Below are 20940 nucleotides of genomic sequence, written 5' to 3' on the forward strand. Positions count from 1 at the left end.
TGAGGCTGAATAAAACAACAATCATTTAATTAATTATATAACTCATATTTTGTGAAAATAACAAACGAAACCAAAGTAGGCGTTTTAACCGCTGTAGCTATCACCATATTAATTTTAGGATACAGCTTTTTAAAGGGAAACGAAATATTCACCAGCGAAAACGACCTGTACGCAAAATACGAGCGTGTAGACGGCCTGGCCGTATCAAAACCGGTACTGATTAACGGTTTCCAGGTTGGCCGCGTGTCGCAAATGCTGTTACAACCCGACGGCGCTATCCTGGTACAGTTAAAAGTTGATCCTAAATATGAGATCCCGAAAAATACTGTGGCCCGTTTAGCCAGCACCGACCTGCTGGGCAGCAAGGCCATTGTATTTGACCTGGGTAACAGTACTGATTACGTAAAAAGCGGTGATACACTGAAAGCCAACATCCAGAAAAACCTGCTGGAACAGGTTGAGCCTGTACAGAAAAAAGCGGAAGTAATGGTCAGTCGTGTGGATTCTATTCTTACTTCAGTTAACGAAACCTTAAGCCCTGATTTTCAGCGCAACTTTAACAGGAGCTTTGCCAGTATAGCACACATGCTCGAAACGCTGGAAGGTACTACCAAAAAGGTGGACAATATGGTGGGTACACAAAGCGACCACATTGCAGCCATCATAGCCAACCTGGAATCCATATCCAGTAATTTCAAGGAAAATAACCAGAAAATATCGGCTATTATGAGCAACCTTAACCAGATAACCGACCAGGTTGCCCGGGCGGATTTTTCACAAACCATTAACAGTGCCAATAAGGCTGTTGCCGATATGCAGACGGCTGTGGATAAAATCAATCGTGGCGAAGGCTCATTAGGTCAGTTAATTAATGATAAACGGCTTTATGAAAACCTGAATCATTCTGCCGAAAACCTGAACAACCTGATGATCGACCTGAAAGCCCATCCGAAACGCTATGTAAGCTTCTCTGTTTTTGGCGGTGGAAAGGATAGGTAGCGAGTGTAAGTCAAAATTCAAATAGTCAACGCATTAAAAATCGATAATGTAAAAACGCATCAACAAGACTATTTATAATTAAAACTTTGCAATAGTTTGTTAGTTGGTTGGGCTGATTAGCGTTATGTGTCGCTTCCGGACTTTTGGCCTTTTCCGACTTTCAGACTACTATCAGCTATGAACTATGAACCATAAGCCACTTAAAACGTATCACTTTTATTCCCGCTTCCGGACTTTCGGTCTTCCTGACTTTCGGACTATAATCTCAACACAGCACTGCTTTTTCCAAAGGCGAGTACTGACGCATATATTCCTCTGCTAACAACACCATATTTTCAGATCCTGCAAAAATAGATGCACGCTGGTGCAGCTCGGTGACTTCCATATCGAGAATACGCTGATACCCATTAGTTGCACGACCGCCTGCCTGCTCCAGTATAAACGCCATCGGGTTACACTCATAAACCAGGCGCAGCTTGCCCTGCGGGGCATGTGCTGTTGTGGGATAAATATAAATTCCTCCTTTTATCATATTACGGTGCAGATCGGCTATCATTGAGCCAATATAGCGTGAGGTATACGGCCGGTGCGTGGCGGGATCTTCCTCCTGGCAATATTTAATATACTTTTTCACACCATCCGGGAAACACTTATAATTACCTTCATTAATGGAATAAATGGTGCCATCTTTCGGGATTTTCATATTGGGGTGCGAAAGGCAAAACTCGCCGATAGAGGGATCGAGCGTAAAGCCATTGACGCCACAACCGGTGGTATAAACCAGCATGGTTGATGATCCGTATACAATATAACCCGCCGCAACCTGCTCTGTTCCCTTTTGTAATACATCTTCCATTGTTGGCCTGCCTTCAACAGATTTACGCCGGTAGATCGAAAAAATAGTACCAACAGCTACATTTACATCGATATTCGAAGAACCGTCAAGCGGATCGATAGCCACAATGTATTTAGCATTTTTTGAAACCGGCGACTCGATATGATTCACTTCCTCGTTTTCTTCAGAAACTACCATGCAACATTCGCCGCCACTGGTAAGGGCACCGATAAAATGATCATTGGCATATACATCCAGCTTTTTCTGCATTTCACCCTGAACATTCACTGTACCCACATCGCCGAGAATATCATTAACCAAGCCGGCTTTATTAATTTCACGGTTAACAACTTTGGCGGCAATTCCTATATCGCGAAGCAGGCGTGACAGCTCGCCTTTGGCATACGGAAATTCGGCTTGTTTTTCTATGATAAACTGACCTAACGTTACAAATCCAGACATACTTAGTGTATTTTATACATTATCTATTGGCTAATTCTATGGCCTCTAAGGTATGGATTTTTTCTTCAGAAACGCAAAAACGAAGCAATGTACGCACTTTTTGCCAACCATGCTTTCCGGCGGCGCCTGGATTTAAGTGTAAACAACCGATTTTTTTATCGTACATAACCTTTAAAATATGCGAGTGTCCGCACACAAACAACTTTGGCGGATTTGCGTAGATTTCTTCACGGATTGCGGGGTTATATTTTCCGGGATAACCGCCAATGTGCGTCATCCACACATCCACCAGTTCGCAATTAAAACGAAGGTGCTCCGGGTAATGAATCCGGATATTTTTTCCGTCAATATTACCGTACACGCCCCGCAAGGGTTTGAAAGCCGCGAGCTTTTCCGCTACGTCCGGACCAAAGTCCCCGGCATGCCATATTTCATCGCAATGCTCAAAGTGCTTAAAAACGGCGTCGTCTAAATAACCGTGCGTATCAGAAATTAATCCTATCTTTTTCAAAGTCAAAAGTTAAAATTCAAAAATTATCGATTAAAAGATCAGAAAAAAATCTTTTAACAGTTGCTTATAAGCTTCGGTATAGGCGCTGTGCGACTGGTAAATCATAAAATCCTGTTCTGTAAAATCTTCGTTCCGGTTACTGAAACAACATATTTGCCTGAAAGCCGGTTTTGAAACATCGGAATGAACCTGAATCCGTTCAGCTAATACCAATCCGAGTCCTGAAGCGTCAGCTATGATCTTCTCTGCCTGCTTTACCGGCAAAATCAGCCATAGCTCCCCTCCTTCGTTGAGCATTGCGGCTGATTTCTGTAAAAGGCACTGAAAAAACGATTCATTGGTGTGCCTTGCTGTTGTTTTCCGTACATCGGGATTTTTTAAATCGTTGACAAAAAACGGAGGGTTTGAAACGATCAGATCGTATTTCTTAGCGGCGCTAAAATCTTCAAATGATATGTGGTATACAACCGGGCGATTGACAAAACCGGAATTTTCAAAATTACGATTTGCCGTATCTGCGGCCTGCGCATCAATTTCTACAGCTTCTACCTGCGCTGCCAGAAAACGCTGTGCCAGCATCAGGGCAATAACACCGGTTCCGGTTCCGATATCAAGTATCTGCCGGGGAGACGGATGATGAGCCATCGCACCAAGCAAAACACCGTCCGTATTGATCTTCATGGGACAATGTGCCTGGTCTACCGAAAATTGCTTAAACCGGAACAGCTCATTTTTCATATAACTCCAAAGGCAATCCGTCAGGATCTGCGAAAAAGGTAAAACGCTTTCCGGTACATTCATCAATTCTTACCGGCTCGGTAATCACGCCTTTCCTGTTCAGTTGTTCGATAACGATATCCAGATTATCCACCTCAAACGCCAGGTGACGTAAACCAGTTGTTTCCGGTCGTGACGGACGTTTAGGTGGTTCGGGAAATGAAAATAATTCTATCTGGTATATGCCGCCAACCTCCAGATCCAGCTTAAAGGAATTTCTATCCTGCCGATATTCCTCATTTTTTATTTTCAGACCCAATATGTCTGTATAAAAATGCTTCGAAACTGCGTAATCGGAACAAATAATGGCGATATGATGAATGCAATTGAACATGATCCGGAGAACCAAACGCCAAAAGTAAAAAAATCCCGGGAGGATGTTCATTGCGAGTGCACGACAAATTCCTTTTGTTATGTTGATCCTGAGTAATTCGGGATCAACAGCTATAAGTCCTACTCCCGTACATACGGGTCAGGACGAACTGTTATATATGGAAAACCGGGGGCCAAGCTTCGTGTCTTCACGAAGCTTTTCTTATACCGGTTCGTGAAGACACAAACCGGGGCGTTAGGGGTTATGGATAACTTATGCTAAGAAATCACAGTCTTCAGTGAAGCCGTATTGTCTATAAATTTTTTGACATCGGCTGGTGTATACGGCGGACACGCTCCTGCCTGCGTGGTAACAAAAGCGGCCACGGCGGAAGCAAATTCCAGTATATGTTCGGGAGTTTCGCCCATTAATTGCTTTGATAGAAAAGCGGCCAGAAAGGAATCGCCGCTGCCAACGGTATCTTTTACCGCTATTTGATAAGCAGGACTATGATATACCTTACCGCCTTTATAATACGAAGCGCCTTTACCGCCTTTGGTCACAATAATCTCGCTAATGGCGAATTTTTCCTGTAACAATCTCACTTTATCTGGTTCATTACTATCTGAATCGCCATACCAGCCTGTAAGCAGGTTTAACTCATAAAGATTCAGTTTGAGCAGATTGGTTTTTGCCAGCAAAGAAGTGATATATGCCTGTTCATAAAACGGAGGTCGCAGGTTAACGTCAAACACGTTAAAAGCCGATAAATTCAGCAGCTTGTTCAATGTTGCCCGTGTTACCTCATTTCTCCCGGCCAGGCTGCCAAACACAAAGGCATCCGATTTTTTTATCAGTTCTTCAAACCGGTTTTCATATTGAATGTAATCCCAGGCTACCGGGAATACAATATCATACGTTACTTCATTATCCGGTGTAATCACTACCTCTACGGTAGAAGTGGACTGTAAATCATCTACCTGGCAATATGTTGTATTTAAATCCAATTGATGCAATACCTGTAGCAATTCCTTACCATTTGCATCATGACCAACCCTGCTGATCAGGCTGGCCGAAACACCCGACCTGGTTAAATGATAAGCGACATTCATGGGCGCACCACCCGGTTTTTTTCCGGAAGGCAGGTTATCCCAAAGTACCTCGCCGAAACATACGATATGCGGATTTTTTGATTGCATAAAATACTATCTAACGCTTTTATTGCATTTGTTCAACTGTTCTTTTGATGCCCTGTTTCCTGATGGATGTTAGTAATTCCAGGTATGTTTCGGTAACACGCTCTGAACCTGACAGTTCACCAAATAGTACCGGTAATTTCAGGAAAGCAAGGGGATCGCCGGAAACCGATTCACGGGCTTTTTGCTGTATTATTTCCCGCATATCATCCTGTATCTCAACAGTCGGAGTATTTTCAAGATAATAGCACCACATAGCAATTAACAGGCACTGTAATATAATTGGGCCATCTTTTTCCAGTTGCTCATTCAGCGTAGGCAAAATAAATTTAGGGATTTTAGCCGATGATTGGGAAATGATGCGGGTAAGCTGATCCTTGATAAACGGATTACCAAAGCGCTCGACAATAACCTGCTGATATGCAGAAAAATCAATCCCGGGAACTTCATCCAAAACCGGAATTACTTCATCGCTGATAAAGCGCTCTAACAGTTGCCGGATGGTTTGATTCTGAATGGCTTCATGCACATAGGTATAGCCAAACAACGTTCCCAGAAAGCCGGTTAAACTATGCCCGCCATTTAAAATCCGTATCTTCATCTTCTCATACGGGGTTACATCGGGAACAAATTGTACTCCTTCACCGCTCCAATCCGGACGCCCGTTACTGAATTTATCTTCAATAATCCATTGCCTGAAAGGTTCGCATACTACAGGCCAGGCATCGTCTATACCGTAATTTTTTTTGAGATTTTCAATATCTGCCGGAGTTGTAACGGGTGTAATGCGGTCTACCATGCTGTTGGGAAACGTCACTTCCCTTTCTACCCAAGCCATCAGCTTGGGGTCAGCTTTACTCAAATAAGCTAAAAGCATCCGCTTAGCGACATCACCATTGTGCTGGATATTATCGCACGATTGGATAGTTATTCCCCGCAATCGCTTGTCTTTACGACGTTTTAACGCGGCAGCCAGGTAACCAAAAACAGTTGTGGGCTGTTCGGGATACGTTAAATCCCATTGTATTGCCGGCGTTTCAAACTGAAACTCGCCGGTTGACGGGTTAAAATTATAGCCGCCTTCGGTAATGGTTAATGTAATGATTTTAATATCCGGGTCGGACATTTTCTCTATCACGGCATTCGGATTTCCGGGTGCAAACAAGCATTCTACAATAGAACCAATTACCCGGACAGCTTGTGAACCATCGGGATTAGTGATTACCAGCGTATATAATCCATCCTGTGCAGTTAAGATATCGTATATTTTTTTATCGGCATTTAGCAACGCTATACCGCAGATGCCCCAATTGCACTGGCCTTGCTGTAATGCTTCATCGGTATATAATGCCTGATGAGCACGATGAAAACCGCCAATACCAATATGAACAATTCCTGTTTTTATTTCTGAGCGGTTATATGCCGGCACTTCAACTTCCGAAGGAAGCGAGGCAAGATTGGCCGCATTAAGTTTAATCATGAGTGTTAATTCAAAAGTCAAAAGTTAAAATTCAAAACCGGCAAGGGCGAAAAATAATCGTACCCTGCTGGTATATTATTTTTCCTGGAAACGTTGCAGCAATACAGCCAGGATAATAATCAATCCCTTGATAACCTGCTGAGAATACGATGCGATATCCATCAGGTTCATGATATTGCCTATCATGCCTAAAATCAATACGCCTAAAAAGGTATTCAGCGCAGAACCTTTACCACCCATCAGGCTGGTGCCGCCAATTACCACAGCGGCTATCACATCCAGCTCCAGACCAATACCGATATTAGGCGAACCTACACCGGTGCGGGCCGTACCTATCATACCCGATATGGCCGCCAGTCCGCCGATAATCGCGTATACGCTGAATTTATAAACCGGTACTTTGATACCGGACAAACGTACCGCTTCTTCATTACTTCCAATAGCGATGAGGATGCGTCCGTAAATATTGTACTTTAACAGCACTGCCGTGATACCGAATACCAGGAACAAAATAATGGCCGGGTTAGGGATTCCCAAAAGACTGCCACTGCCGAAATCTGTCAGCGCCGAAGCTGAATCTGCAACCATAACGGGCGCTCCCTTTGAAAAGATAAAGCCCAGGCCGCGAACAATGGTCATTAAGGCCAGCGTTGCGATAAAGGGCGCCATTTTCTGAACAGACACCAGGTAACCTGAAATACTGCCTACTACTATCCCGGCTAATAAGGATGCCACGATTGCTAATGGTAATGACATGCTTTGTGTAAACAAGGCACATAATACGCCAATCATGGCTACTATTGAACCCACCGAAAGGTCGATACCGCCGGTTAAAATGACCAGCAGCATCCCCATGCTGATTATCCCTACAGGCGCAACCTGCCTGATTAGGTTAGCAAGGTTGTTGGGCGTAAAAAACGCATTTGAGGCTAATGCCGACAGCACCAACATCAGCAGGAAAATAATAATGGTATTGTGCTTTATAATAAAATGTATCGTTCTTTTTAAGCTGCTTTTCATATTTATAATACAGGTTAATCAATTGGTCTAAGGTGGTTCAGTTCGTTAATTTGTCGATAGTGGCTGCCGGTCTGCACCAATGGCGTAGCGTAAAATATGCTCTTCTGTAAACTCATGTTTCTCCAGTTCTCCATGTACCTGTCCATCCCGCATAACCAATATCCGGTCGCAGATGCCCATCAGCTCTGCTGTTTCTGAAGAGATAACCAGGATTGCTACTCCCCTGCCGGCAAGCTCATTTATCAGGTTATAAATCTCGGTTTTAGCGCCTACGTCAACGCCGCGAGTCGGCTCGTCAATAATAATAACATGGCAATCGCGGTTAAACCATTTCGCCAGCACTACTTTCTGCTGGTTTCCACCGCTCAACTGACCTGCCGGTATATCCTCGTGTTGTGTTTTAATAAGCAGCTTTTTAATCAGTTGCTGCACATGAGCGCTTTCCTTGTTACTGCGGATAAAACCCAGCTTACCGGTAACACCGGCAAGATTAGCGAGGCTGATATTCTGTTTAATGGAAAGCGAAAGAATAACGCCCTGTTGTTTACGGTCTTCGGGAACCATTCCAATGCCTTTTTCAACTGCCTGGTGCGGATTTCTCAACCGGACTTTCCGCCCATGTAAAAACACACTGCCTTTTTGCTTTTTATCGGCGGCGAATATGGCTCTTACCACTTCGGTACGACCGCTGCCTACTAACCCGGCAATACCGAGTACCTCACCCGCCTTTACGGTTAATGAAACATCTTTCACTTTATCAGATTGAATATGCTCAACCCGCAGCACTTCGTTTCCGATAACCGGTTTGCGAGGAGGAAACATGGCATCCAGCGACCGGCCCAGCATCAGTTTTATGATGGCATCCCGGTCTGTTTCCGCCACGTTCAGGCTCTCTGATGATTTACCATCTTTTAATACAGTCACACGGTCGGCTATCTGGAAGATTTCACTTAAGTGATGCGAGATATAAATAATGGTAACGCCTTCCTTTTTGAGCTTAAGCAATATATCAAACAGCTTTTGCACTTCGTTAGGCCCTAAAACCGCGGACGGCTCGTCTAATATCAATACCTTCACCTTTTCTGACAAGGCTTTCGCTATTTCAACAATCTGCTGCTGGGCAATGCTCAGGTTAGCCACTTTTGCCGAAGGATTTATGTTAAAACCAATGCTTTGTATCAGTTCCGCGGCTTCTTTCTTCAGGCTATTCCACTTCATCCACACGCCATGTTCGCTTAACCGATTCAGAAAAACATTTTCGGCTACAGACAGCTCGGGCACCAGTGAAAATTCCTGGTAGATAATCCCGATACCCAGTTTTTTACTATCATGCGTGTTTTTAATGTGTACTTCCTCACCATCTATCGCTATCCTGCCGCCATCTTTCTGATGTGCGCCGGAAAGGATTTTCATCAGCGTTGATTTACCGGCGCCGTTCTCTCCCATCAGGGCATGAATCTCACCGGGTAAAGCCTTTAACGTAACATCTTTTAACGCGGCAACACCGCCAAATGACTTGGAAATATTGCTCAGTTCTACCCTGTTCACTAATTGGTCATGAAGCATGTCCATAGGTTTATAAATTACTGGCCGGGATATTAAAATATAGATTTCGGGTCATAAAACTTGTTAACTTCTTCTTTTGAGATAAGCACCGAAGGTGTATAAATGACCTTATCCAGGTATTTATCGCCGTTTAAATACTTTACTACTGATTCGGTAACCAGCTTACCTAACCCTATCGGACTGTTAAGCGCCGTTGCTCCGTATTTGCCTTGTTTTATTAATTCCAGCGCTTCTTTTTGTCCGTCGAAACCAACAATAAGCATATTATCGGCTTTGCCCGCTTCCTGCGCCGCTTTCATTGCGCCCATTGCCATGGCATCGTTTTCGGCCATTAGTACGTTAATATCCGGATGGGCAGCCAGAATATCTTCCATCGCTTTCAGCCCGCCATTATTGGACCAACCGCCCCATCCCTGCGAAACAATGCTGAAATCGGTATAACCGAGGGTACGCAGCTGGGTTTCGGCGATGCCACGTACAAATCCAAGCCGTTTTTCCTTGCCTACCGGATTGCCTTGTGCGCCGCTTATAATAGCCGCCTTAATTTTGGTTTTGCCCAGTTTGTTGGCTATCCATTCGCCCACCAGTTCGCCGTTACCCTGGTTATCTGCCAGCACAGAGGTAATGTAACGGGCTGATGGCTCGATGTAACTATCTACAATAAATACCGGCAAACCGCTTTTTACAGCCGCATTCACAGAGGGAACCAACGCTTTGGGGTCCAACGGATTGATAATTAACACATCCACTCCTTTGGCTATCAGGTCTTCAACGCCTGTAATTTGCTTGGTGATATCTCCCTGGCCATCTACGGATATGAACTTCATTCCATAACCTTCCACGCTGTTCTGTATGGATTTTGATAAAGCCACATAAAAGGACGCATTGAGCGATGGCGTACAATACCCTACTTTAATGTGCGAAAGGTCTTTTTTACTGGTTACAGCGGCTTCACCGGATTGATTCTGTGAATCGCCTGGTTTGGAATTACAGGCTGTTAAACCGTACAACAATACCAGAGCCAGCACACACAGGAAGTTCTGCTTTACAGACAGCCCTCGTTTTAGAAAATTTGCGATTTGCATAATATTTAAGTTAAAAGTTGAAAGTCAAAAGTTAAAAGTCAAATAGCCAACTCATTTAAAATGAGCAACATAAAAATAAACTGGCATTGTTAATTCGAAATTGGTTTTTAAACGTCATAGGTCTTTAAAACCTATGACGTTTGGATATTTAACAGCACTAAAATTCTTAATGTGGTGGAGGGTGAAGACACTCGCCACAGCGATTTATTATTGTATACCTTCATTAAATTCACTTCTTTAAAGGTAATCCTATAAATAGCGACGGATAATCGGTTTCAATAATATCCGGTTTATTGGCTATTTCTTTCAGGTATCCTGCTTTCCTTTGCTTAGGCGGCAGCTTATCCAATGTTGACGGAACAGACGACATACACATCACGCCGTGCTTGTGCAACAAATCATACACCGCCTGTTGCTTCGGGTCCATCGCCAGGCCAACATAAGCCATAATCCGGTTCCACGGAATGCCTGATTGTTCAAATTCCTTGTACTCGTTCATGTTACTTATTTTTACGCAGAGTATGACATCGTCATTACGCTCATAGTAAAACAAGGCTTCTTTAATGCTGCGTACGCTGAGCATGATATTAGGGTATTTATGCGCTTTAAGCAGTTTGGAATACATTTCCCAGGGCACATGCTTATTATCCAGGTTGAATATGGTTTTATCTTTTCCCCAATCCAGCATTTCAATTAAGGTTGGGATTTTATACGATGTTACGTTTCCCTCCCTGTCCTTCAGGTTAAACTGCTGAATTTCTTTATAAGTATAATCCGATACGTTGCCTTTCCCGGTTGTGGTGCGGTCAAGCGTAGCATCATGCATCAGCACCAGCACACTGTCTTTGGTTAAACGGGGGTCTATCTCAAAAAAGGAAGGCATCAGGCTCAATGTCTTCTCACAAGAAGGAATACAGTTTTCCGGGTAACCGGGCAACATCCCTCCGCGGTGTCCGCTGATGATAATATCTTTTTTCGGGCTATACGTGAAATAGTTTTGCAGCTCTTTCAGGTTCTTTACTTTGATAGTGTGCAGTTTCTGGGCATACGTACTTCCTGTAAACCCTCCTGAAAGCATTAAGGCAATTGCAATTATTTTTTTTCTCATCATATTACGGTTAAATAGGTCTAATGATTAGCTGTGGTAAACTGGTTCCAGTCATCTGTCCGGAATAACGCTACCGGTAATCCGTTACTTGAATATAAATTGGTTTCCGCCGTTTCGGAAAAGGCAAATCTTACCGCTACCGGTTTTTTAACGTTATCGCTAAATACAATAAGCTTATTTTTATCTATCCTGGCTTTTGCCGGATAGAACTTTCTATCTTCCCCGGCAATATATAGCTCATTTACATTCTTCCCTTTGATTACTAAATGTTGATTATCCATAAAATAGAAATCTACAATAATCTTATCTCCTTTAACCTGGTGCGATTTGTATACGGGCGAATACGGGTTTTTATTAATTTTTTTGTAATGTTCTGCCAAAGCGATATCCGCCAGCCGCAAAGCGACCTCTTTTTTACGGGTTGGATGGATATCTTTCACATTGGTTACCAAATCTGAGGTGACCACCATTTTTACATCCTGGTTATGCAGCATGGTGTTGGTTTGAGCTTCTCTAAGCAGAGCTGCCTTAGGCAAATCTTTGTTTTTATAGGTATAAGGGGCTATCTGCGCAAAGTAGAACGGGAAGTTATAGCCCCATTCTTCACGCCATTTTGCAATCATTTTACTGAATAAAAGTTCATACGAATCCCAGGATACCACATTATTTTCTCCCTGGTACCATAATGCGCCTGCGATGGTGTAACCTGCATAAGGTGCAATCATGCTGTTCCATGCCCGTCCCGGCAAATTCGGCTTGCGAGGCGCTGTTACCTGTAATTTCGCTTTTTCTGATAACTCTTTATTGGCGGCAATTACTTCCTGCGGCGTCCATACCTCTGCTGACGTACCTCCCCAACTGGCATTGATGATACCCACAGGTATATTCAGCTCCTGTTGCAATTTCTCAGCAAAAAAATACCCAATGGCGCTGAACCTGGCCGCCGAGCTTGAATCGCAGGGCATCCAGACATTATATACATCACTTTGGGGATAAGCGGAGGCAATATTGGCAATTTGCAGCAAACGGATATTGGGATTGCTGATGGTGGGCAACCTGTCTACCATTTCCTGCAGCTTATCACCTGCGTTCCGCTGCATATTGGACTGGCCGGAACAAATCCACACTTCGCCCAGCAATACATCCCGCAAAATGAGGGTATCTCCATCTGAAACAGCCGTAATTTCATAAGGCCCGCCGGGCTTGGCAGTGGGCAGATTTATCTTCCATTGGGCTTCGCCTGTAGCAACGGTTTTTATAGTGTCTTTCATCCAGCCAGCATGTATCTTTACTTCTCTGCCCGCCCTGGCCCAACCCCAAAACGGTGTAATGGTATCGTGCTGAAGCACTAAATGGTCAGAAAAAAAACGCGGCAACCGTAATTGGGCAAAACCGGTTTGTACAATAAACAATGTACCTATAAGTGCTATAACATATTTTATATGTTTCATAATTAATAGTTCTTTATGGTTAGCTCTAAATCGCTATTTCATCCTGTTCTATACGTTTACGTCTATCAATTCACCCTGGAATTCGTAGATGCCATCCTGCGGCTTTTTACCGGTATCAACCAAAAATTGTACGGCCGATTGGCTCATGTCTTTAAGTGGCTGTTTCACATACGATAAGGGGTATGGGAACAAACGGTATGCTTCGGCCTCATCGTAACAGATGATACCCAGTTTTTTTGGCACTTCTATTCCATATTTAAGGATAATGGGCAATGTAGACATGGCAATTTTGTTGGTAAAACAGCAAAGGGCATCTATTTTATCATCATAAATGGCCTTATGAATCAGCGATTCTATCCGGTTGTTCATATCGGATTCATCTACTTCATACACAAATACATTTTCTTTTCCGATGTGTCGCTGAGCTGTTTCGGTGAATCCTCTTTTCCGCTCATGCAGATGGAAAAGATTGGTGCTTAATCCTATTGCTCCCAGGCGTTTATAGCCCCGTTTCAAAAAATCTTCCACTACCATCTCGGATGCTTTAAAGTTATCCAGGCAGATACTGGTAACGTGCTGAAACTTAGGGAAGACCCGGTCTATCACTACAAAGGGTATATTCAGATTTTGCAGGTAAGGGATAACGTCTTCGGCGCCATCGGGTATTGCCAGTATAAGACCATCCACCTGCCGGGACATCATCACATTCAACAGGCTTTTAAACCGCTCCGGGTCTTCGTAGGCGCTGCCAAATAAAACATTATTCCGATACCGGTTGGCCTCGTCTTCTATATACCGGGCAATGTAAGAGTAAAAGAAGTTAGAAATATCGGCCACTATCAATCCCAATGTATGTGTTTTATTGTTTTTTAAGCTTTTGGCTATCTGATTGGGGAAATAGTTTTTTTCACGGGCCAGGTCTAAAATCTTTTTAGCGGTATCGGCATTTATCCGTTTCTGATTTTTTCCATTTAAAACATACGAAACCAGGGCAATAGAAACGCCTAATTCGCCTGCAATGTCTTTCATGGATATTTTTTTCGCCATACTTGGAGCCTGTTTAAATTTTATATAACGGTTTTACAGATTTAATTAATGGACGGTGAAGACACCGTCTATGGCTTCCTGCCGCTGCTGGTGTCACCACCAGCAGCTTTGTATAACTTAACTTTTTCATTTTTAAATTATTCTAATAAACGCTGCTTTACTTGATTTAAAAGTGAATAAATTTAAAAAAATCCCATTACAGACATCCTAAATCAATTATTAATATCCCCCTATTTTAGAATAATCTACTTTTAGCTCGTTGGTTTTATACACGTTGCCAAACCGGTCTGTAGCCCTGACCTCTATATCAGCGCCGGTTACAGGCCCCTGAATCTGTCCGATATAAAAATGGTCAAGCGATTTATCAAAATCCGAACCTTTAGCCTTACCGAGTTCTTCGAGATGGTAGTAAGTAGCCCAGAAATCCCTGGTGGTACGTTTTTGCATATCGCCAACCTTTGTGCCATTTTGAAATAATTCAATTTTCCAGTCGGGGTCTGCGTTCCATACATTGGCCACTACCCACCCATTACCGGCCAGGTTAAGATTTACTGTTGCACCAAAAATATAGGTGTATTTATTTGCCGGCCCGTACATTTGCGAAGCATCGTAAGCTCTAATCTGATAATTCTCATCGTAGCCGGTTGCTTTATATTTCCAGTTTACGATGTTATTACCGTTAACCTGGTAAATAGCATAGCCGTTAGGCGTACCGTCTGAACAGATCGTTGAATTCCACCACGCACCGCAGGCAGCGCCATGTATATGCTCGTAAATCAGCTTACCATTTACCTGGTGTAAATAATTAGCCTGATAATGCGTATGCCCGGTCATGATGTGGGCTTGGGAGAATGTGGACAACAGGTTTAAAATCTCATCATGATAACCGATGTGGTCATATTGCCCACCGCTTCGAAAAGGTATATGGGCCGCATAAATCACCATATTGTCTTTAGGAACCTGCGCTAAATCCTCTTTAAGCCACTCCCACTGTTCATCTGTGATACCGCCCGTATATACCTGCTTAGCGGTATAGATTACATTGTCCATTACCACAACGTGGGTTTTCCCGCGATTGAACGAGTAATCGGTAGGCCCGAAAGTATCCTGGTAATTCTCCACGCTTTTCTCATCGTTGGGCGCTGTTTGCAAGTGGTCGTGGTTACCAATGGTTTGAAAAAACGGCAAACTTTTATTCGACATGGCCGATTTCATGTCACCCCATAGCTCAGGGGTATCAAAAACAATATCGCCTAAGGTAAAAGCGTACGCGTTTTTATATTTCTTCACCACTTCCTCTATGTCTTTCAGCGTCTCGTTTTTATAGCGTGCCAGCTCGTTAACATTACGGCACTGCGGATCGGCTACTGCAAACAGGGTAAATTCATTCTCAACGGCTTGCTTAACCAGCGAAAAATCCTGGCGAATCAACCGGTCTTTGCTTGTCAGTTTCTCATAAAACTTAGGGCAGTTGTTTGCATCAACCATTACCTTACAATCTGACGGTGTGCTGTAAAATACAAACTTCGCTTTCTTGTTTCTTACTAACTGATAAATGCCATTATCATCTGTTTTAGCTGCGGTAAAGCCATCGCTAACGACCACTCCTTCTACCGGCTGATTATTTTCATCGCTTACCAAACCGTAAAGCGTGGTTTTATCATCCAGCTTCGTTTTTATAGGATTTTCTTCCGGTGGAGGCGCTACAGCGTCTTTATGCTTAGAACATGCCACCAGAAAGAAAAAACCGATAACTAAAAACACTACTCTCTTCATAAATCTTACATTAAAAACTGCACAACCTCTGTTATTTATTTTCCCACAAATAATTCTGTTTCAAATTGGGATTTCTTGTAATGGCTTCGGTGGGTATTGGTTTCAGGTATTTATATTCTGCCCATACCCGCTGGTAGTTCCATACCAGGTTTTTATCAGTATTAAAGGAGAAGGTTTGATTGGCATTACTTGAACTTACGGGAACGGTATTGACCGTTTCGGATGAGCTTACGGCAAAATCAGTAATTCCGTCACCATTAAAATCATAGGACGCACCGGGATCTGGTATATAAATACCTGTCCAGGGATTATCGCTGCTATTTAACAAGTCGCCCATGTGCCAGCGCATTAAATCATTCCATCGTAATCCCATTTCCAGGCATAATTCGGTAGCACGTTCCCGGCGCACCTCTAAAATCAATGGGTCCGAAATGGTATTTTTGTAATAATCTTTCAAATAAGGGTCTGCAACGGTTGGATAAATAGAAGTAACTCCGGCCCTGTTGCGCAATAATGTAATGGAGCGAGCCCATTCAGAAATACCCAATTCGCCTAATTCCGCTTTCGCTTCCGCGTAGTTTAGCAGCACTTCTGCATACCTTAATATGGGTAAGCTGTTCCAGCTTGCAGCCCGCGAAAGAATATTATCGGCATCGTCATCTATTGACCATTTTATAGGCTGATAGCCTGTGCGTGTGGTTAACCAACTGGGTGAATAAAGAGCGTTTACCCCATTCCGTGTCATTCTGTACTTGGGCGATATCACCGTTTGCGCCAGCCTCAGATCCCTGTCAGTAAATTCATCACTGTACGTAATGGTTTTATAATTTGATTTTGAAGTAAAAGGCGTCCCGTCCTTCATCAAATAGGTATTGATAAACTTTTTGGTAAGCGACGCTTTACTTCCGTAGGTAGGCGAATAATACACCCAGGAAAGATCATGAAATGTAGAAAGTCCCTTACTAAACTGCCTTCCCCAGATTATTTCTGTGGTATTGAGCTTTTCTGAAGTAAACAAGCTTCTGTAAGCCGTTTCCTTGTTGCCATTCACCAAAGAAAATGTTCCCGACTGCATAATCTCTTCTGACGCGGAAATGGCGGCTCTTAAAAACTTCTTTATATTTTCATCCCTGTTCGTCCAGGCTTGCCCGGTAGATGGATCTACCTGGTGATACGTCCGGTAGGTTCCTTCAAATAAACAAACCCTGGATTTGAAAGCCAATGCCACCCATTTATTTATGGCCGTTCCCCCGGCGCTGTATTTATCGGCTCCTGAACAATTCTGAGAGGCAAAGTCTAAATCTTCCAATATTTTATCCATTACAAACTCCCTGGAATCTTTGGGTTTATTCAGCGCCTCCGTATCATTTGATTTGATAACCTGGTCGTAGAACGGAACCGCACCAAAGGTAGCAACCTTGTCATAGTAAAACCAGGCACGCCAAAACCGGCCGACGCCTTCATAGTGATTGTATACTTCATCGCTGATCTTACCTTTTAACTTTGTCATGTTGTTTAAGAAATAATTAATATTTCTAAGGTTGCTCCACGATCCTTCGGTCCAGCCTCCCTGGTTACCGGGTGACACATTACCGTCAGGGCGTAGCAGGTCGGTAGGAATCTGTACCGCACAATAATCTGCGTTGATATCATTATAGCCGATGGTTGTTGCGGATGGCGTCATATTTTGCAGAAAGCCATTGGCATATAGTTCAAGGTCAGATTCAGACTCAAAGAAATTATCCGAGCTAATGGAGTCATACGTATCTCTTTCCATAAACTTTTTACAGGATACAGCGGATATTATCAGCATGACCACCATGATATGTCTAATTATCTTATTCATTACAGTATATCTAATGTGGTTAAAAACTTAGGTTAAAGCCCAATGTAAAGGTTTTCAGCATCGGGTAGGAAAACCCGTTTCCTGTGCCGTTCAAGCCGGATGTTGTGGAGTTCGCGAAATCACTGTCACCAGATTCTATCACTTCAGGATCAAACATATCGGTGTATTTATACATGGGCGAATACGTCCATAGATTTTCTGCCGACAGGTACACCTTAAAGACATCAACTCCTATTTTTCGCGATATACGTTTTGGTATGGTATAATCTACCGTGATATTTTTCAAACGTATATAAGAAGCATTTTGGAGATAATGGGTATTTTCCCAGGTAAGCGGGCCATCATTTCTATTCGCTGCCAGCGATACCCGGCGTGTCCAGTATGGGTCTTTATCCATATTGGTTACCTGCCAGTTATCCGTAGATTTATCTACCTGCACAATGTTGTCACCGGTTTGCGATTTCATGAGAAATCCATAAGCCCTGTTATGCTGGCCCCAGAAAAATCCGGATTCAGTCCAGGGATACCAGTTTCTTTTTAACACGCCCTGGAAGAACGATGAAATACCAACGCCTTTCCAGTTTGCGGACAGGTTAAACCCGAACTGGTATCGCGGCGTAGTATTACCGATAATTTCCATATCGCCATGACTGCTGAGCGTACGGCTGCCTTTTGTCATAATGCCATCGCCATCAACATCTACAAATTTTAAGTCTCCGGCGTAAGCCTGAAACATCTCCCCGTTCTTAAAAAAATTATACGCGGGCCCGTTATTGGCTTCGGCATTACTTGCATAGATACCCGCCGTTCTGAATCCCCATATCTCTCCTAATTCCATGCCTTTGTAATAGGTTGTCAGGTCACCGTTAGCATTGTAGTAATCGGTCACCCAGCTCCGGCTATCCTCCCACATCATGGCTCTCACGCTGTAATTAAACGGCGATTTAGAAATCATAAATTGGTCTCTCCAGGTCAGGCTGGCTTCCCAGCCCCTGGTTTTCAGGCTGGCAAAATTGCCTTTTGGTGCGGCACTGCCTAATACCTGCGGTAAATTAGGCCCTACAGTATATAGATCATCTGTATAACGGTTATAGATGTCGCCGGTAAAGCTTAACCTGCTTTTCAAAAGCTCTATATCGGCTCCAAGGTTATAGGTTAATACTTTTTCCCAGGTAATACCATCAGGAATTAAATTGGGAACTTCGGTATAGGGCACCTTATTTCCGTTGACCAGTACCGAGCTTTTGCTGAAGTTCATGACTTCCAGGAATTGGTACGGACTGATATTGGCATTTCCTAAGGAACCTACGCTGCCCCGGATCTTAAGGTTATTCAACCACGGGCCTACGTTGTTTTTAAACCATTTTTCTTCTGAGACCAGCCAGCCCAGCGAAGCGGAAGGAAAGAAGCCCCATTGTGAATCTTTCGGAAATTTGGATGAGCCATCGTACCTGAAGCTAAATTCGCCCAGGTAACGGTTCTTAAAATTGTAATTGATACGTGAAAACACACCCATTAATCCCCAGGTATTACCGCCCGACAGCGTGGAGTAGTACTCGCCGTCCATCAGCGTAAAGCTTGGTTTTGAAGGATAAAGATTTCCTGTACGGTACGTTTTTTGATTTCTGTAATGACTGTCTTCCAAATTCCATCCGGCCACCAGGTTCAGCTCATGCCCGCCCGAAAGCTTTGGGGTAAATGTGCCCACTACATTGGATGATATATAATCGGTGTTATATCGCCAGTCTTCAAACGATGATTCATTATAATCTTTTCCCGAAGCCGTTATACCGGTGTAAAACGTGTATAAATTCTCTGCTCGTTGCCGTTGCGAACGCATGGATTTATAGGTAAAATCGGCCCGTACGTTAAATACTTTGGGGACAACATCAATAATCAGTGACGATGTATTGCCAACCTCGATATCTTTATTTTCCTGGAAAGACGTGCCTTCCGCAAAAGCGGCATAACCAACTTTTGCCGCGGTTTGCGTCCACGTTCCGTCAGGATTTTTAATATTGGCAACCGGGAACCCGAAAGCGTCTATTTGCCGGCCTACTACGTTCTGACCGTAATGAATCATGGGTTGCAGGTAATTCCCCTTAATCAGGCTGGTGTTATTTTCAAAAGTCAGCCAGGGGCGAAGCTTTATAGAACCTTTAGCTCTCAGATTATATCGCTTAAAATCTTCATTTCCTACTTTATAGATACCGCTTTGGTCATATATTCTTCCGGAAACATAATAATTAACCAAATCCTGGCCGCCCTGGAAATTTAAGGAGTGCACATACGAATAGTTATGGTTTTTATAAAACTCCTTTAACCAGTTTGTATTTCCATAGTACACATAATTCCCGTTTGCATCTACATTATAGTTATCTAACGTAGGATCGTTCTGCCGTCTCTTTAATTCTGTAAACCAGCTATCGGAATAAGGGAAATAATTATTCATTAAAGAAGGTACTGTAGCGGTAGGAGAAGAATTCAGGTACGATTCTCTGAATCCCTCTACCCATTGAACCGGATCACTCACGATATTATCTTCCCATAAAACGGTTCTTTGTAAAAATGAGGTGGAATTGGCGTACGATATTTTAGTTGTTCCCGCTTTTGGTTTGCGGGTGGTGATTAAAATCACACCAAAAGCCCCCCTGGCCCCATAAACCGCGGCAGACGAAGCGTCTTTAAGCACACTGATGCTCAATATGTCATCGGGATTAACCGTATTGATATCACCTTCCGCCCCATCAATCAAAATCAAGGCCCCGCCACCCTGGCCCAACGTATTACTGTACTGACCACCGCCCTCTTTTCTGGCTTTAAAGCTGGTATTCTGCCCCCGAATAGTCAGATCGCCACCGTGATCAGGTTTGCCGTCTACCTGTACAATGTTAAGACCGGGAACCTGGCCTTGCAATGCACGGGTTATGTTGGGCGTAGGCCGGTCTTTAAGATCGTCACCTGAAATCTCAGCCACAGCTCCCACAACCGATTTCTTTTTCAGTGTTCCGTATCCTACAACCACAACCTCGTCCATAAACAGATTATCGCTTACCATCGTTGTTGTAAGCGTAGCCTGACCCTGGTAAACCATTTCCTGGGTTTTATATCCCAAATAGGAAAATACCAGCGTATCCTGCCTGTTCAAAGCAATGGCGTATTTACCATCCTTATCAGACGAGGTGGCTTTGTTAGTACCTTTTACCTTGATGACCGCACCCTGGATAGGCAAATTGTCTTCTCTCGATAAAATTGTTCCATGTACGGTAGTTTGGGCATAAAGCGTCCCTTCTCCTACAAGCATGATGAAACACAAGGAGGCATTTCGAAATAAGTGTAAACACCTCTTATTTCGAAGTAGAAAATAAAAGTATTTCATTGTTCATTTCTGTTTTAGGTCTATTAGTTTGTTGTTAACAGCAAGTCGTTAATCTCAACCGGTAAGAACCTATCTGGCTAATTTTTTAA

The 20940-nt window shown here is 43.3% G+C and carries 16 protein-coding genes; 1 reads left to right on the plus strand and 15 read right to left on the minus strand.

The annotated features are described in order from the left end of the window. The first annotated feature begins 51 nt into the window (after positions 1 to 51). Positions 52 to 999, plus strand: a complete 948-nt coding sequence (locus FW774_RS09945; RefSeq protein ID WP_149348031.1) for an MlaD family protein — start codon at positions 52 to 54, stop codon at positions 997 to 999. A 265-nt stretch (positions 1000 to 1264) separates the two neighbouring features. On the opposite strand, the gene fbp is transcribed toward FW774_RS09945, so the two are convergent. The 15 genes from fbp to FW774_RS10020 all read right to left on the minus strand — a co-directional run bounded on the left by fbp (position 1265) and on the right by FW774_RS10020 (position 20776). Beyond that, a complete protein-coding gene (gene fbp / locus FW774_RS09950; protein ID WP_149348032.1) occupies positions 1265 to 2296 on the minus strand; it encodes a class 1 fructose-bisphosphatase in 1032 nt (343 codons plus the stop codon). 19 nt (positions 2297 to 2315) lie between these two features. After that, on the minus strand, positions 2316 to 2807 hold the full coding sequence (locus FW774_RS09955; RefSeq protein WP_149348033.1) for a metallophosphoesterase family protein: 492 nt from the start codon (positions 2805 to 2807) through the stop codon (positions 2316 to 2318). 30 nt (positions 2808 to 2837) lie between these two features. Next, positions 2838 to 3545 carry a tRNA1(Val) (adenine(37)-N6)-methyltransferase gene (locus FW774_RS09960; protein WP_149348034.1) on the minus strand — a complete coding sequence of 236 codons (708 nt, stop codon included), beginning with the start codon at positions 3543 to 3545 and terminating at the stop codon, positions 2838 to 2840. Next, entirely contained in the window at positions 3535 to 3918 is a 384-nt protein-coding gene (locus FW774_RS09965; protein WP_149348035.1) for a VOC family protein, read from the minus strand. Before FW774_RS09965 ends, FW774_RS09960 begins: the two co-directional genes overlap by 11 nt. Positions 3919 to 4175: 257 nt before the next feature. Then, entirely contained in the window at positions 4176 to 5096 is a 921-nt protein-coding gene (locus tag FW774_RS09970) for a carbohydrate kinase family protein (RefSeq protein ID WP_149348036.1), read from the minus strand. Positions 5097 to 5115: 19 nt separating this feature from the next. After that, positions 5116 to 6573 (minus strand): mannitol dehydrogenase family protein, encoded by a 1458-nt coding sequence (locus tag FW774_RS09975; protein ID WP_149348037.1) that lies wholly within the window; start codon positions 6571 to 6573, stop codon positions 5116 to 5118. Between the two features lie 75 nt (positions 6574 to 6648). Then, positions 6649 to 7593: an ABC transporter permease gene (locus FW774_RS09980; protein ID WP_149348038.1), complete on the minus strand. Its 945-nt coding sequence runs from the start codon at positions 7591 to 7593 to the stop codon at positions 6649 to 6651. A gap of 45 nt (positions 7594 to 7638) precedes the next feature. Next, positions 7639 to 9165 (minus strand): sugar ABC transporter ATP-binding protein, encoded by a 1527-nt coding sequence (locus FW774_RS09985; RefSeq protein ID WP_242457788.1) that lies wholly within the window; start codon positions 9163 to 9165, stop codon positions 7639 to 7641. A gap of 26 nt (positions 9166 to 9191) precedes the next feature. Next, positions 9192 to 10244 (minus strand): substrate-binding domain-containing protein, encoded by a 1053-nt coding sequence (locus FW774_RS09990; protein ID WP_149348039.1) that lies wholly within the window; start codon positions 10242 to 10244, stop codon positions 9192 to 9194. Between the two features lie 229 nt (positions 10245 to 10473). Beyond that, positions 10474 to 11352: a glycerophosphodiester phosphodiesterase family protein gene (locus tag FW774_RS09995; RefSeq protein WP_149348387.1), complete on the minus strand. Its 879-nt coding sequence runs from the start codon at positions 11350 to 11352 to the stop codon at positions 10474 to 10476. A gap of 20 nt (positions 11353 to 11372) precedes the next feature. Further along, positions 11373 to 12803, minus strand: a complete 1431-nt coding sequence (locus tag FW774_RS10000; protein WP_149348040.1) for a sialate O-acetylesterase — start codon at positions 12801 to 12803, stop codon at positions 11373 to 11375. Between the two features lie 48 nt (positions 12804 to 12851). After that, entirely contained in the window at positions 12852 to 13850 is a 999-nt protein-coding gene (locus tag FW774_RS10005) for a LacI family DNA-binding transcriptional regulator (protein WP_149348041.1), read from the minus strand. Between the two features lie 219 nt (positions 13851 to 14069). After that, positions 14070 to 15626 (minus strand): calcineurin-like phosphoesterase C-terminal domain-containing protein, encoded by a 1557-nt coding sequence (locus tag FW774_RS10010; protein ID WP_149348042.1) that lies wholly within the window; start codon positions 15624 to 15626, stop codon positions 14070 to 14072. Positions 15627 to 15657: 31 nt separating this feature from the next. After that, positions 15658 to 17472, minus strand: coding sequence for a RagB/SusD family nutrient uptake outer membrane protein (locus FW774_RS10015; RefSeq protein ID WP_149348043.1), 1815 nt, complete (start codon positions 17470 to 17472; stop codon positions 15658 to 15660). 19 nt (positions 17473 to 17491) lie between these two features. After that, complete coding sequence (locus FW774_RS10020; protein ID WP_242457789.1) at positions 17492 to 20776, minus strand: SusC/RagA family TonB-linked outer membrane protein; 3285 nt, start codon at positions 20774 to 20776, stop codon at positions 17492 to 17494. Between the last annotated feature and the right edge of the window lie 164 nt (positions 20777 to 20940).

This window comes from Pedobacter sp. BS3, from assembly GCF_008274585.1.
Classification (GTDB): Bacteria; Bacteroidota; Bacteroidia; order Sphingobacteriales; family Sphingobacteriaceae; genus Hufsiella_A.